We start from the raw sequence: 13,331 nt of genomic DNA, 5'->3' as shown, positions 1-13,331 counted from the left end.
GGCAGGCGCCGGACGCGCCGCGTCTACCCCACCGCGACGGCCGGAAACCGACCGGCGGGACCGCCGGAGGGGTCGTCCTGGAGATCAGGCCGGGCCCGGTCCGATCCCCCGGAGAGGCTCTACGATCAAGCCATGCAGCCAGCCGACCACGGCCCCGCCCCCGGCCGCAGCCCCGGCCGCATCGCCGACCCTGCCTCCGGCCGCATCGCCGCCTCTGGCACCGGCCGCATCGCCGACCCGGCCACCGGTGCCGCCACCGACCCGGACGACCCGCGCCACCCGGTCGCGGCCGCCGCCCGCGCCGAGGGGCTCGCCGCGCTCGACCGCGTGGTCACCGGCTGCCGTGCCTGCCCCCGGCTGGTCGCCTGGCGCGAGGAGGCCGCCCGCACGAAGCGCCGCGCCTACCTGGACTGGGACTACTGGGCCCGCCCGATCCCCGGCTTCGGCCCGCCGGACGCCCCGCTCGTGCTGGTCGGCCTCGCCCCCGCCGCGCACGGCGCCAACCGCACCGGCCGGATCTTCACCGGCGACCCCTCCGGCGACCTGCTCTACGCCGCACTGCACCGCCTCGGGCTCGCCAACCGCCCCGAATCCGTCCGCCACGGCGACGGGCTGCAGCTGCACGGCGTCCGGATCACCGACCCGGTGCGCTGCGCGCCGCCCGACAACCGGCCGACCACCGCCGAACGCGACGCCTGCCGCCCCTGGATCGTCCGCGAACTGGAACTCATGCGCCCCACCGTCCGGACGGTGGTCGCCCTCGGCGGGTTCGCCTGGCAGGCCATGCTCCCGGTGATCGCCGCGGCCGGCTGGGAGCTGCCGCGCCCCCTCCCGGTGTTCGGGCACGGTGCCCACGTCGTGCTGCCCGCCGGTGACGGCGGCCCACCGCTGGAGCTCTACGGGTGCTACCACGTCAGCCCGCGCAACACGAACACCGGCCGGCTCACCACCGCCATGCTGCACGACCTGCTCCGCACGGCCGCCCGCTCGGCCGGACTGGAGCCGACCGACCCCGGACCGACCGGGGCCTGACGCCCGGCGCTCGGCTCCACCGACGCTCCCGTCGTCGCCTCAGCCGAACCGCGCCAGCCTCCGGCGCGACGCCCGCGCCCAGACCACCGGCAGCTCGCGCCGCGCCGCCTCGCCCGCCGCCAGCTGCCACGCGTACAGCACGCCGAAGCCGAACGCCTCGCCCGAGCCCACCGCCTGCTCCCGCAGCGCGGCCCCCGCCACCACGGCGTCCTGGTGCTCCCCGAGCACCTCCTGGACCGCCTTCATCCGTTCGACGTACCGCTCGGCCCGCCGGCCGACCGCCGGCACCGCCGTCTCCCCCGCGTACCGGGCCCGCTTCGCCGCCTTCCGGGCCTCGTGCAGCGCCCGGTCCCGCGCGGGCCCGTCCGCCGGCCCTTCCCCCAGTGCCGCCCGTACCCGCTTCGCCGTCCGGCGCTGCTCGCGCGCGGCGATCCGGGCCAGCTCCGGCCGGGCCGGGCGCCCGGCCCGGCCACGCAGCGGCGGGTCCGCCAGCAGCGCGGCGAGGCCGTCCGCGAGGGCGCGCCGCCGCGGGCTGTCCAGCGCCGCGACCACCTCCGGCCACAGCCGCCGGTACTCCTGCGCCGACCACCGCTCCAGCTCCCGCGCCACCCGGTCGGGCCCGCAGGCCGCCGGCAGCTCCCGCGCCTGCGCCACCAGCCGCTCGCCGAGCACCTCACGGTCCCGCGCCCGCCCGAGAGCGGCCCCCAGCCACCGCAACTCGGCCACCAGGTCGTCGGTGGCGCCGGACGCGAACACCCGCCGGAAGGTCCGCAGCGCACTGCGCAGCCGCCGACACGCCACCCGCATCCGGTGCACGGCGTCCGGCTCGTCCGCCCGCACCGCCGCGTCCAGTCCGTCCAGCACGGCGGCCTGCGTCCCGATCCGGTCGAGCACCACCGCACCCACCGTGCAGCTGCGGTTCTGCGCACCCACGCGCTCACCCCTTCCTCGGGACCGCCGGGACTGCCGGGACTGCCTCGGGGCCGCCGGAACGCCTTCCAGGCTAGGTCCTCCCCCCGTTCCCGGCACGAGACCGCCCCACCCGGGCCCGGCCACCCCACACCACCGCGCCAACCGCCGTGGCCTCCCCCGAGCGGGCGCTCGGGGAAGGCCACGGTGGAGCTGCGGTCGGCGCCGGTCCGGGGTTACCCCGACCGGCACCGACGGGCTTCGCCGCACAGTTGGCCGTGGGGTATGCGCTGAGCTTCGCCGTCCTCCCGAGTCGGCATGCTCTCCAGGTTCCGCGATCCGGGACTCGCCCCATTCATGACGATCGTGATCGGCGTGATCGCCGTAGCCGTGGTGGCGATCTGGCTGCTGTATCCGTCGGGAGTGTGCGACTAGGCTTCAGAGCCTCCGGACCTGCAGTGGGAGTGCTCGTGTTCCTGGCGTGTTTGATCCCCCTGCTCCTCGGCGCGGTCGTCGTCTCGGACTTCCGCGGGATCAGCAGGTTCTTCATGCAGCCGAGTGGCAGGTCTTCGACGAAGGGGCCCGCTCGCGTTCACCTTCTCGTGGGGTGGGTGTTCATCGCCATCTCGGTGTACGGCCTGGTTTACGGCGTGATCGACCTCGCCGAGGGCTGAGCGAGCGCGACCGGGATCGTTCCCCGTGCCCCGTCCGGGATTCCGGACGGGGCACTGCCGTCTGTGCTCCCTGCCCTGCCCGCGGCCGGAGTTGGATGGCCGCGCATCCACCGCAAACCCGTCGCCCTGAACCGCAGGCCGCCCGGGCGCGAACGGGCAGGGGCGGGCAGGGAACCTGTTCGGCCGTCAGGAACGGAAGGGTCCATGTGCCCTCGTGTGCGGTGCAGAGCTCGTGACATACTCCGAACGTGACGTCTTCCACCCCTGCGACGAGGGCCCTGCGGGCCGCGGTGTTCACCGCGCTCGCCGTGCCGCTGTCCGCCCTGGGGCAGGTCGTCATCACCGGTCGCCCGCTGCCGCTGACCCTGGTGGTCGCCGCGACCGGCGTCGTCTTCCTGGTCGCGGCCGCGCTGGCCGGCGGGGAGCGGCGGCTGCTGCACATCTCGGCCGTGCTGGTGCCGGTCGAGCTGCTGCTGAACACGACCTTCAACCTCGGCCAGGCCGGCTGTGGTCCGGTCCTCGGGCCGGAGCACGTCTCCGCACGCGGCATGAACCTGCTGGTGTGCGGCGGTGGTTCGGTGGACGGCTCGCTGTTCTCGGGGCAGTTGGGGCACGGCGGGCCGTTCCCGCCGGCGCTGACCCAGCTGCTCGTCCTGGTGGTCCACCTGCTGGTCGCGTTCGCCGCCGCCGTCTGGCTGCGACTGGGCGACTCCGCCCTGTCGGGCCTGGCCCGGGCGCTGCGGGTGCTGAGCGAATCGCTCGCGGCGCCGCTGCGGGCGCTGTTCGCGCTGCTGGCGCCGGTGCCGGTCCGCCCGGTGCTGCGGGTACCGCTGCCGGTCTCGGACCTCCCGCGGCCGCGCCGCGAGGACGTGGTGGTCGCCCCGGCGCCGCGTCGCGGGCCGCCCGCCTTCGCGCCTGCCTGCTGACGAGCCGCCACCCTGACGCGCCGCCCCCTCCGGGGCCGCGCCCGGTCGGCCGGCTGTGGCCCCACCGCCCCGGTGGGCCCCCCGTAGGCAGTGCGCACCACTCCCGCGTACACCGACCGAGCCCCCTCGTACCCGCGCAGCCGCGGGCGCCCCGCGCCGCCGCCGCGCCGAGGCGGGCAGCACCCCTGCGCGCACCCGCGCGCCGCGTCACGGAGTTGACCCACCATGGCCCAGACCGACAGCACCCCGACGACCGCCGGCAAGCAGCCCGCCGACAAGAAGCCCAGCCGCAAGCACGCCGAGAAGATCAGCGCCCGACAGCGCATCCAGGAGGCGCAGCGCCTGGAGCGGCTGGCCGCCCAGCGCCGCCGGCGGATCGTGGTCGCCGTCTCCGTCGTCGCCGTCCTCGCCCTGGCGGGCGGCACGACGCTGGCGATCAGCACTGCCGGTGACGGCAAGTCGTCCGCCGAATCCGCCGCCGCCGAGCCGACGGCGCTGCTCGTCCCCGCCAACGCCACCGGCCCGGACGGGACGGTGATCACCTACGGCAGGGCGGACGCCCCGCACACGCTGCAGGTGTTCGAGGACTTCCGCTGCCCGGTGTGCAAGACCTTCGAGTCGACCAACGGCGAGACGGTCAAGAAGCTCGCCGACGACGGCTCGGTCAAGGTGGAGTACCACCTGGCCGCGTTCCTGGACAAGAACCTCGGCGGCAAGGGCTCGCGCACCGCGCTGGCCGCGGCCGGCGCCGCGCTCAACGAGGGCGTGGACAAGTTCAAGCAGTACCACGACGTGCTCTACGCCAACCAGCCGGAGGAGCGCGAGGACGGCTTCGGCAGCGTCAACCACCTGCTGGACCTCGCCGAGCAGGTGCCGGGGCTGAAGACGGACGCCTTCGTCAAGGCGGTCACCGAGCGCACCTACGCGCCGTGGGCGGCGAAGGTCGCGGAGGCGTTCAACAGCAGCGGGGTGACGGGCACGCCGACGGTGAAGCTGGACGGCAAGCCGATCACCCTGTTCAGCGCGAACCGCCCGGTGACCCCGGAGCAGTTCACCGCACAGGTGAAGCAGGCCGCGGGCTTGCAGTGAGCACCACCGGCCCGGCCGAATTCCCGGCCGGGCCGGCCCTTCTCACCCACCGGAGTGTTCTGCCATGACCGCCCCGACCACCGTGAACCCCCGTCGCCCCGCGCCCGCCGGCGACCGTGCCGGCGCCGCTGCGGCGCCCGGCGCGACGATCGGCGCGAGCCGCGCGTTCGCGCTGCTGCTGCTCCTCGGCGCCCTGCTCGGGCTGGCCGCCTCGGCCGTCCTGACCTTCGACAAGCTCCGCATCCTGGAGAACCCCTCGTACGTCCCCAGCTGCAACCTCAATCCGGTGATCAGCTGCGGTTCGGTGATGCGCACCGAGCAGGCCGAGGTCTTCGGCTTCCCGAACCCGCTGCTCGGCCTGGCCGCCTTCGGCGCACTGGCCGCGATCGGTGCGGGCCTGCTGGCGGGCGCGGCCTTCCGCCGCTGGTTCTGGTGGGGTCTGCAGGCCGGCACCGTGCTCGGCGTCGTCTTCGTGCACTGGCTGATCGACCAGGCGCTGTACGACATCGGCGCGCTCTGCCCGTACTGCATGGTGGTCTGGGCGGCGGTGGTGGTGGTGTGCTGGTACACCACCCTGCACAACTTGCGCTCCGGGGCGATCCCGGTCGGGCCGCGGACGGCGGTGGTGGTCCGCGAGGCCGCGCGCTACCACTGGGCGCTGCCGGTGCTGTGGGCGGCGGTGATCGCGCTGCTGGTCCTCAACCGGTTCTGGTACTACTGGAGCACCCTGCTCTGAGCCGCCTCTGCTGCCCCGGTCGCCCCGCCTCCGCGTCCTTCCGTGCAGGCGCCTGCGCCGGGTCAGCCGAACACCGCCCGGCGGAAGGCGTTGCGCAGGTCGGTCAGCGGCTGCAGCTCGCGGCCGTAGTGGACCTTGTTGGTGAGCAGCAGCGCCCAGCGGCCGAGCCGCCGGGAGAGCCAGATCCCGGTGCCGGTGAAGCCGTAGTGGACGAAGGTGCCCTCGGCGGGGTCGGTGCCGGGGGCGCAGAGCCAGGAGAGTCCGCGGGCCGGGGCCAGGCCGCCGGTCTGCTCGCGCAGCGACTCGGCGGTCCACGGCCCGGCCCAGTCCAGCGCGCCCGGAGGGTCCAGCAGGGCGGTGAGGAACCGTTCGAGGTCCCGGGCGGTGGAGAACGCGCCCGCGTTGCCGGAGACACCGCCGAGCAGCCGGGCGGACGGGTCGTGCACGATGCCGCGCAGATGGGCTCCGGCCACCCGGTCGTACTCGGTGGGCGCGGTGCGGGCGGTGTCGGCCGGGCCGAGCGGGCCGAACCGGGTGTCGGCCATGCCGAGCGGCCGCCAGACCTGCCGGTCGGCGAGTTCGTCGAGCGGGGCGCCGGCCAGCGACTCGACCAGGTGACCGAGCAGGACCGCGGCGCGGTCGGTGTACTCGACGGCCGTGCCGGGCGGCCGGTACAGCGGGGCGGCGAGGACGCCGGCCAGCACGGCGGCCCGGTCCCGGCCGTAGAGCGCCTCGAAGTTGGTGCGCAGCGGCATGCCCGCGGTGTGGGTGAGGAGTTGGCGGGCCGTCACCTCACCGGCCGGGTGGCCGACCGCGGCCGGCCAGTAGCTGCCGAGGGGCCGGTCGAGCGGGAGCCGGCCGACCTGCCGGAGGGCGCCGACGCACGGCCAGAGTGCGACGATCTTGGTGAGGCTGGCCAGGTCGAAGAGGGTGTCGGGGCCCATCTCCTGCCGGGCGTACGGGCCCTGGCCGAGGACCCCGGTGCGGCCGCGGCCGCGGGTGCCGCCGGCGTCGCCGACGGCCCAGACCGCCCCGGTGCCGACGGTGGGCGCCCCGCCCGCGACCAGCCTCTCCAGCGGCCCACCGGGCGCCGCGAGTACGGCGAGCGGGGCCGGCACGGGCAGGGGAACGGCCTGGGGCAGGGGCGCCGGCGCGGGCAGCGAACCGGGCCGGGGCTCCGGCTGCGGACCGCGCACCGGTCCGGGCCGGGCGGAGGCGGCGTCCGGTCGCGTCTGCTCGTCCATGCCTGCCCCCGCCCGCTCGGCCGTCGGTCCGCCGGGAGCCTACCCAGCGGGCGCCGCGTCAGACGGCGGACTCGCCGCCGAACTCCTTGCCCAGGCAGATGCTCTGCGGGTGCTCGCGGTAGAGGCCGAACTTCTGGATCGGCCCGTACCCCTCGGAGGTGTAGAGCGCGACCGCCTCGGGCTGCTCGGTGCCGGTCTCCAGGACGATCCTGGTCCGCCCGGCGGCGGCCGCGGTCTCCTCCAGCCGGCTCAGCACCGCCCGGGCGAGGCCACGGCCCCGGGCGGAGGGCACCACGAACATCCGCTTCAGCTCGGCGTCGCCGTCCCGCAGCCCGTGCGGGTCGGCCCGCTTGGCGCGCCAGCCGCCGCAGGCGACCGGCCGGTCCCCGAGGTAGGCGATCAGGAACAGGCCGGCCGGCGGCTCGAAGTCGTCCGGGTGCAGCACGGTGAGGTCCCCGTCGCCGTAGCGCCGGACGTACTCCTCCTGCACCTCCGCCGACAGGCGCTGCGCGTCGGGGTGGCCGTAGCCGGTGACGCGGATCTCGATGGCGTCGCCCTTGGCGTCGCGCAGGACGGTGCTGTCGGGGGTGCCGGCTTCCACGGCCGGGGTGCTCTCCATGGTCGAAGAGCCTACGACCTGCGGTCAGCGGCCCTCGAACCGGGCGATCAGCGCCTCCTTGCCGAACATCCGGGCGGTGTCGACGGCGGACGGGGTGCCGGCCTGCGGGTCGGCGCCGGCGGCCAGCAGGGCGTCGAGCACGTCGTCGGCCCCCTTGAAGACGGCCCCGGCCAGCGGCGTCTGACCGCGGTCGTTCGCCCGGTCCGGATCGGCGCCGCGGGCGAGCAGCGCGGCGACCGTGGCGGCGTGGCCGTGGTAGGCGGCGAGCATCAGCAGGGTGTCGCCGCGGTCGTTGGTGAGGTCGGCGGGGGCGCCGGCGTCGACGTAGGCGCTCAGGGTCTCGGTGTCACCGGCCCGGGCGGCGTCGAACAGCTTGCCGGCGAGCGCGATCACCTCGGCGTCCGGGGCGTCGGCGGGCTGGCTGGCGGCGTCGGTCATGGCTGGCCTCTCTTGCGGGGTGCGGTCTCTCGTGCGTGCGCGGCCTGTCCGCCGTGCTGCGGTCTGTCCGCACCGTAACGGCCGGACCGGCCTTGATCCAGTACTCGTCCGGATCGCGGATGTGCGGCGGGTCCACGGCGGGTGCGCCTCTCCCCGGCACGGCCCGCGGGCGGACGGATCGGACAGCCATTCGAGCGAACTTCCCGCGCCCCCCGGACGCTTCCCGCCCGCCGCGCGGGAATGCCTCGGCGCGCCGCAAGGAAGCGTCGAACCGCCCCCGCCCGGGCGGTTCGCATACCTCCGCCCGGCGCCCAGGCCGGCATCGCCCGAGCGAAACCACCCATTTGCACCGTTCCATCATCTATTACTTTTTGTCACGATTGTGGCACTTTGCGTGACACCGTCCCTGTCCCCCTCCCTCGAGGAGCAGAACGTGATCCTCTCGATTTCCGGCATCGTCCTGTTCGGCACCATCGCCTTTCTCTTCTTCCGTCGGGACGGACTAAAGGTCTCCCACGCGATCGTCTGCGCCCTCTTCGGCTTCTACGTGGCCGGCTCCTCCATCGCTCCCAGCATCACCGCGGGCGGCGCCAGCCTGGCCAGCCTGCTCGGCGGCATCAAGTTCTAGCGCCGCCACTCCCCGTACGGGCCCGGGCGCGGATCCCACCGCCCCGGGCCCCGTCGTACCGCAGGACCGCAGGACCGCAGGACCGCAGGACCGCAGGACCGTCCCCCGAAACCCGACCGTCCCACTCGCCCGGGGAGTCAAGGAATGCCGCTCAACCTCCATCTCAGCAAGGGCCGCGAACTCGCCCGCACGGCCGGCGACCACGCCTCCGACATGTTCGCGCCGCTCACCGTCATCGGACGCGGCCTGCGCCACCACTCCGCCTGGGCCAAGGCCCGCTGGCAGGCCACCCCGAAGGAGCGGCGCGGGCCGACGGTCTTCCTGGTCGCCGCGATGGGCCTGGGCATCTACCTGCTGCCGCACGGACTGCTGTTCGCGCTGATCGCCCTCATGGCGAGCGCGGCCTGGGTCGGCCGGGCACCCAAGGCGGCGCCGGCGCCGCCCGAGCCGGACGTCGCGGACATCAAGCTGACCGCCCTCTACGCGGCCCTCACCCCGTACCTGGCGGGGCCCGAGGACCTCAACCCCCTCTACCGCCACGAGGGCAGTTACAAGGACGTCTTCCGCTCCTGGGAGTTCGACGCGGAGGGCCGGCTCTCCCGGCTGGAGCTGGCCTACCCGGCGTACTTCACCGACACCGAGCCCGCCGCCCGGGCCCGGATCGAGCAGGTCGTCCAGGGCAAGGCGGGCCGGGCCCGGGAGTACCGCTTCGACTGGGACGAGGAGTCCAACAAGCTGCGGATCGCCGCCCTCGCCCCGCTGGCCACCGACATCGCGGTGCAGCGCTTCGTCGCCGCCCCCGGCGAGATCGTGCTCGGTTTCACCGACGAGGACGGCAGCGCCCGCACCATCCCGGTCGGGCAGGGCGGGGCCGTCACCCAGCAGCCGCCGGTGGTCTGGCGCACCGGCCCGCGCTCGGCCGAACCGCACCTGCTGGCCCTGGGCGCGGCCGGTTACGGCACCTCCAGCCTGATCCGCTCGATCGCGCTGCAGGCGCTCCCCTTCGCCGACCTGGTGGTGATCGACGGCGCCGGCACCGGCGAGCACGCCTGCCTGGTGAACCGGCCCGGCGTGCACACGGTGGAGACCAGCCTGCACGGCGCGCTGGCCGCACTGGAGTGGGCCGCCCAGGAGACCGAACGCCGGCTGACCGCGCTGAACGCCTCCCGGCACGCCGGGGTCGCGCCGCCCGAGGACGTCACCCGGCCGCTCTGGCTGCTGCTCGACCACCCGACCGAGCTGAGCGAACTGGCCCACGCCGAGGGCCGGCGGGACCCGCAGGACCTGCTGGAGCTGCCGCTGCGGCACGGCCGCGCCGCCCGGGTCACCGTGGTGATCGCCGACGACGTCGAGGCCCGCGACCGGCTCACCCCGACCGTCCGGGCCACCACCCGGGCCCGGGTGGTGCTCGGCCCGACCGGGCCGGAAGAGGCGCACGCCGCGCTCGGTGCACCGCTGGACATCGTGCCCGCCGCGCACGCCCCCGCCGGGCGCGGCTACGCGCGGATCGGCAACAGCACGCCGGTGCGGCTCCAGGTGCCGGCCACCGTCGACCCGCTCGACGAGGAGGCGCCGGCCCCGCTGCGCGACGCGGTGATCGCGCTGCTGCCGCACCGGGACACCCGGACCGAGGCGGCCGCGCCGAGCGGGGTGCCGCCCCGTCCGGTCGTGCCGCCGGCGGTCATGCCGGTGGTCCCGATCGCCCCGTTGGAGCCCTCGGCAGAGGGGCGCTCGGGCGTCGACCTGGGCAAGGAGCACCCCGCCCTGCGCTTCCGCCCGCTCGCCTGAGCCGCGCGCAGGACCGGGGCGGCGCCCGCCGCCGCAAGCCGCCCCGGTACGCTCGGGAGGAGACCGCCGCCGGATCACCGGATGTGAAATAGGTGACACCTGGGGTGATATCACCGGCCAGATGTGACAAATCGGGCGCCGGTGGGTACAAACAGGGGCGGCACGACAGACGACGCATGTCCCGGGACGGGAATCTTCGTCGGAAGCCGAGCGTTGACCGAACGACGAAGAACAGCGACCACTAGTCCTGTGGGCCATAAGCCCGGGAGGCACGATTCATGAGCGAGCGAGCTCTCCGCGGCACGCGACTCGGGGCCACTAGCTACGAGACCGACCGTGGTATCGATCTGGCTCCCCGCCAGACCGTCGAGTACGCATGTCAGAACGGACACCGATTCGAGGTTCCCTTCTCGGTCGAGGCGGAGATCCCCTCGGCCTGGGAATGCCGCTTCTGCGGACAGGAAGCGGTGCTTCTCGACGGTGACGAGCCGGAGGAGAAGAAGACCAAGCCCACGCGCACCCATTGGGACATGCTGATGGAGCGCCGGACGCGCGAGGAGCTGGAGGAGGTGCTGGCCGAGCGGCTGGCCGTGCTCCGCTCCGGTGGGATGAACCTCGCGGTGCACCCGCGGGACACCCGCAAGAGCGCCTGACCCCGCCCCCGCCGCCACCCGGCGGGAGCACGCGAAAAGGGACCCTGGTCACCAGGGTCCCTTTCGCGTTGTGCCGGAGCCGGTCGGACCGGGTCGGGGAACCGCGCTCGGCGCACCGGGGCGAAGCGCTCCGGCAAACGCCTGCGCCCGCCCGGTCGCGGGGACCGGGCGGGCGCAGCGGGACTCGTGCGGGCCGACGGGCGGCGGGCGATGGGAGGCCCGGGACTCATGCGGGCCGAGCCCGACGGGCGGCGGGCGGCCCGGGGCTCAGCCGGCCAGCGGCGGGCGGTAGGCGGTGTCCGGGCCCTTCGGAGCGCCGGGACCGGCGCCCGGCTCGACCACCTCGCCCTGGATCACCTTGCCGTCCGGGCGGTGGATGCGCAGCTGCTCCTGCAGCCGCATCGCGTCCGCCAACGGGTCGGTGCCGACGGCCGAGGTGTTCCGCAGCGCCTTGTCGACGAAGCGGCGCCCGGCGGCCCGCCAGAGCGCCCGGGTCGGCGGGAGGAGCAGGGTCAGCGCCAGGACGTCGGAGAGGAAGCCCGGCACGATCAGCAGCAGGCCGGCCAGCACGGTCATGCTGGTGCCGGTCTGCGGCTGCTGCGACTTCGGGTCCCGACTCTGGTCGATCGCCGCGGAGAACGCCTTCGCGCCCGCCCGCTTGATCAGCGAGCCGCCGATCAGGGCACCGGCGAGCAGGAGCAGCACCACGGTCAGGCCGCCCAGCCACGAGCCCACCTGGACCAGCAGCCAGATCTCCAGGACCAGCCAGACGGTGATCAGCAGCGGCAGCACCCGCCGGAGCTTTCCACGCCGGGCGGGACGGGCGGGGGTAGCTTGCTGGGTCACGGTACGAACTCACTCCAAGAGGTGCTCTGCGCGCCGCACGGGAGGTCCGGGCCGGCTACGGCACCACCTGGTCCAACGATCCCGGCTCGGCCGGTGTTCCGGTGGCGGCCGGTCGAGTCGCCCGCCGGCGACGGCCGATCAGCACGGCGGCGCCGCAGGCCAGCAGGCCGGCGACGGCCAGCGTCCACTCCGGGGCGGCGCCGACCTCGTCGGCCACCGTGGTGCCGTCGCGCAGCGGGACGCTCGCGGAGAGCTCGGCCGCGGTCAGCTCCTCGGTGCGCTGCTGCACGCTGCCGTCGGGCGCGACCACGGCGCTGATGCCGCTGGTGGCGGCGATCAGCACGGCGCGGCCGTGCTCCACCGCGCGGAGCCGGGACATCGCCAGCTGCTGCTCGGGCTGGCCGGTCCTGGCGTAGGTGGCGTTGTTGGTCTGGACGACCAGCACCCGGGCGCCCTTGTCGACGGTGTCGCGGACGATCTCGTCGTACGCCACCTCGAAGCAGATCACGTCGCCGATCCTGGCCGGGCCGAGCTGCATGACGCCGTTGTGGTCGCCGGGGTAGAAGTCCCGGGCGACGCGCTGGAGGCGGGTGATCACCTTCATCAGCTGGTCGCGGAACGGCACGTACTCGCCGAACGGCACCGGGTGCTGCTTGGTGTAGGAGGCGCCGGGGCCGGATGTCGGGTCCCAGACGATGCCCTCGTTCTGGACGTGCTGCTCGTCCGGGCCGTCCACCAGGGTGCCGACCAGGGTGGGCACGCCGATCGCCTTCACGGCGTCGTCGATGCGCCGGTAGGCCATCGGGTCGCTGAACGGGTCGAGGTCGGAGGAGTTCTCCGGCCAGATCACGATGTCCGGCTTCTCGGCCCGGCCCGCCTTGATGTCGGCGGCGAGCTTCTCGGTGGCGGCGGCGTGGTTGTTGAGGACCATCATCGGGCGGCCGAGGAAGTCCATGCCTGGGTTGGGCACGTTGCCCTGGATCACCGCGACCTTGACGGTGTCGGCCGCGGCGGTCGGCACCGGGACGACGTAGCCGGCGAGCAGCGTCGCGACCGCGCCGAGGGCGGCCAGCGCGGCGGCCTTCGGCGCCCGGCGGGGGCCGCGCAGCCGCAGTGCGGCCCAGCCCAGCAGGGCGCCGGCGAGGGCGACCGCGAAGGTCACCAGCGGCGCGCCGCCGAGTGCGGCGAGGGGGGTGAACGGCGTGGCGGTGTTGGCGAAGGCCAGCCGGCCCCAGGGGAAGCCGCCCAGCGGGAGCCGGTCGCGCGCCCACTCCTGGGTGACCCAGAGACAGGCCGCCCAGAGCGGCCACCCGGGCAGCCGGGAGGTGAGCGCCAGGCCGGCGCCGAGGGCCGCCAGGAAGAGCGCCTCCACGATCGAGAGGCCGATGGTGGCGTCCCAGCCGACCACCCGCAGCCAGCTGAGCAGCAGCAGGAAGAACGGCAGGCCGAAGGCGAAGCCGGTCCAGGCGCCCTGCCGGGCCGTGCGGCCCAGGGTGAGCAGCGAGAGCGCGGCGACACCGACCAGCGAGAGCGGCCAGAGGTCGAACGGCGGGAAGGCGAGCGCCAGCAGCAGGCCGGCCAGGACGGCCAGCCCGGTGCGCGGCAGCCCGGCCCGGACCTTGGCGACGGCGCGGGCGGCACGGCCGGACGGGGCCGGAACCGCGACCGGCCTGGGTTCCGACCGCTCGGCCTGGAAGGGCAGTGCCACGGCGCACCATTTCTCTCGGCGCGGCGCCGCGAGTGCGGGGC

The 13,331-nt window shown here is 75.0% G+C and carries 14 protein-coding genes; 8 read left to right on the top strand and 6 right to left on the bottom strand.

Translation table 11 applies throughout. The features are described 5' to 3' along the window. Window positions 1-132 precede the first annotated feature (132 nt). Window positions 133-1,032 carry a uracil-DNA glycosylase gene (locus tag MCM47_RS13845; protein ID WP_238861863.1) on the top strand — a complete coding sequence of 300 codons (900 nt, stop codon included), beginning with the start codon at window positions 133-135 and terminating at the stop codon, window positions 1,030-1,032. 39 nt (window positions 1,033-1,071) lie between these two features. Here the strand turns inward: MCM47_RS13845 and MCM47_RS13840 are convergent, their stop codons facing one another. Continuing rightward, window positions 1,072-1,965, bottom strand: coding sequence for a CHAD domain-containing protein (locus MCM47_RS13840; RefSeq protein ID WP_238861862.1), 894 nt, complete (start codon window positions 1,963-1,965; stop codon window positions 1,072-1,074). Window positions 1,966-2,399: 434 nt separating this feature from the next. Here MCM47_RS13840 and MCM47_RS13835 point away from each other — a divergent pair, with 434 nt between their 5' ends. The 4 genes from MCM47_RS13835 to MCM47_RS13820 all read left to right on the top strand — a co-directional run bounded on the left by MCM47_RS13835 (window position 2,400) and on the right by MCM47_RS13820 (window position 5,366). Beyond that, complete coding sequence (locus MCM47_RS13835; RefSeq protein WP_238861861.1) at window positions 2,400-2,615, top strand: hypothetical protein; 216 nt, start codon at window positions 2,400-2,402, stop codon at window positions 2,613-2,615. Window positions 2,616-2,863: 248 nt separating this feature from the next. Beyond that, window positions 2,864-3,541: a hypothetical protein gene (locus MCM47_RS13830; RefSeq protein WP_238861860.1), complete on the top strand. Its 678-nt coding sequence runs from the start codon at window positions 2,864-2,866 to the stop codon at window positions 3,539-3,541. A 225-nt stretch (window positions 3,542-3,766) separates the two neighbouring features. Then, window positions 3,767-4,630, top strand: coding sequence for a thioredoxin domain-containing protein (locus MCM47_RS13825; RefSeq protein WP_238861859.1), 864 nt, complete (start codon window positions 3,767-3,769; stop codon window positions 4,628-4,630). 64 nt (window positions 4,631-4,694) lie between these two features. Beyond that, on the top strand, window positions 4,695-5,366 hold the full coding sequence (locus MCM47_RS13820) for a vitamin K epoxide reductase family protein (protein WP_238861858.1): 672 nt from the start codon (window positions 4,695-4,697) through the stop codon (window positions 5,364-5,366). Window positions 5,367-5,428: 62 nt separating this feature from the next. Here the strand turns inward: MCM47_RS13820 and MCM47_RS13815 are convergent, their stop codons facing one another. The 3 genes from MCM47_RS13815 to MCM47_RS13805 form a co-directional block, all read right to left on the bottom strand. Next, entirely contained in the window at window positions 5,429-6,610 is a 1,182-nt protein-coding gene (locus MCM47_RS13815) for a serine hydrolase (protein ID WP_238861857.1), read from the bottom strand. A gap of 58 nt (window positions 6,611-6,668) precedes the next feature. Next, complete coding sequence (locus MCM47_RS13810; protein ID WP_238862139.1) at window positions 6,669-7,157, bottom strand: GNAT family N-acetyltransferase; 489 nt, start codon at window positions 7,155-7,157, stop codon at window positions 6,669-6,671. Between the two features lie 96 nt (window positions 7,158-7,253). Continuing rightward, window positions 7,254-7,667, bottom strand: a complete 414-nt coding sequence (locus tag MCM47_RS13805) for an ankyrin repeat domain-containing protein (RefSeq protein ID WP_238861856.1) — start codon at window positions 7,665-7,667, stop codon at window positions 7,254-7,256. A 433-nt stretch (window positions 7,668-8,100) separates the two neighbouring features. Between MCM47_RS13805 and MCM47_RS13800 the strand changes: the two genes are divergently transcribed. From MCM47_RS13800 to MCM47_RS13790, 3 genes are all read left to right on the top strand, one after another. Continuing rightward, window positions 8,101-8,295 carry a hypothetical protein gene (locus MCM47_RS13800; protein ID WP_238861855.1) on the top strand — a complete coding sequence of 65 codons (195 nt, stop codon included), beginning with the start codon at window positions 8,101-8,103 and terminating at the stop codon, window positions 8,293-8,295. 144 nt (window positions 8,296-8,439) lie between these two features. Then, window positions 8,440-10,083, top strand: coding sequence for a hypothetical protein (locus MCM47_RS13795; RefSeq protein ID WP_238861854.1), 1,644 nt, complete (start codon window positions 8,440-8,442; stop codon window positions 10,081-10,083). A 278-nt stretch (window positions 10,084-10,361) separates the two neighbouring features. Continuing rightward, window positions 10,362-10,736 (top strand): RNA polymerase-binding protein RbpA, encoded by a 375-nt coding sequence (locus tag MCM47_RS13790; protein ID WP_030396357.1) that lies wholly within the window; start codon window positions 10,362-10,364, stop codon window positions 10,734-10,736. A gap of 267 nt (window positions 10,737-11,003) precedes the next feature. On the opposite strand, the gene fxsA is transcribed toward MCM47_RS13790, so the two are convergent. Beyond that, window positions 11,004-11,582 carry an FxsA family membrane protein gene (gene fxsA, locus MCM47_RS13785; RefSeq protein ID WP_238861853.1) on the bottom strand — a complete coding sequence of 193 codons (579 nt, stop codon included), beginning with the start codon at window positions 11,580-11,582 and terminating at the stop codon, window positions 11,004-11,006. A 55-nt stretch (window positions 11,583-11,637) separates the two neighbouring features. Then, window positions 11,638-13,290 (bottom strand): apolipoprotein N-acyltransferase, encoded by a 1,653-nt coding sequence (gene lnt, locus MCM47_RS13780; RefSeq protein WP_238861852.1) that lies wholly within the window; start codon window positions 13,288-13,290, stop codon window positions 11,638-11,640. Window positions 13,291-13,331 lie beyond the last annotated feature (41 nt).

It is taken from the genome of Kitasatospora sp. A2-31 (assembly GCF_022288725.1).
GTDB lineage: Bacteria > Actinomycetota > Actinomycetes > Streptomycetales > Streptomycetaceae > Kitasatospora.
The sequence above is the reverse complement of the archived record's forward strand: the minus strand, read 5'-3'. Positions and strand labels throughout refer to the sequence as shown.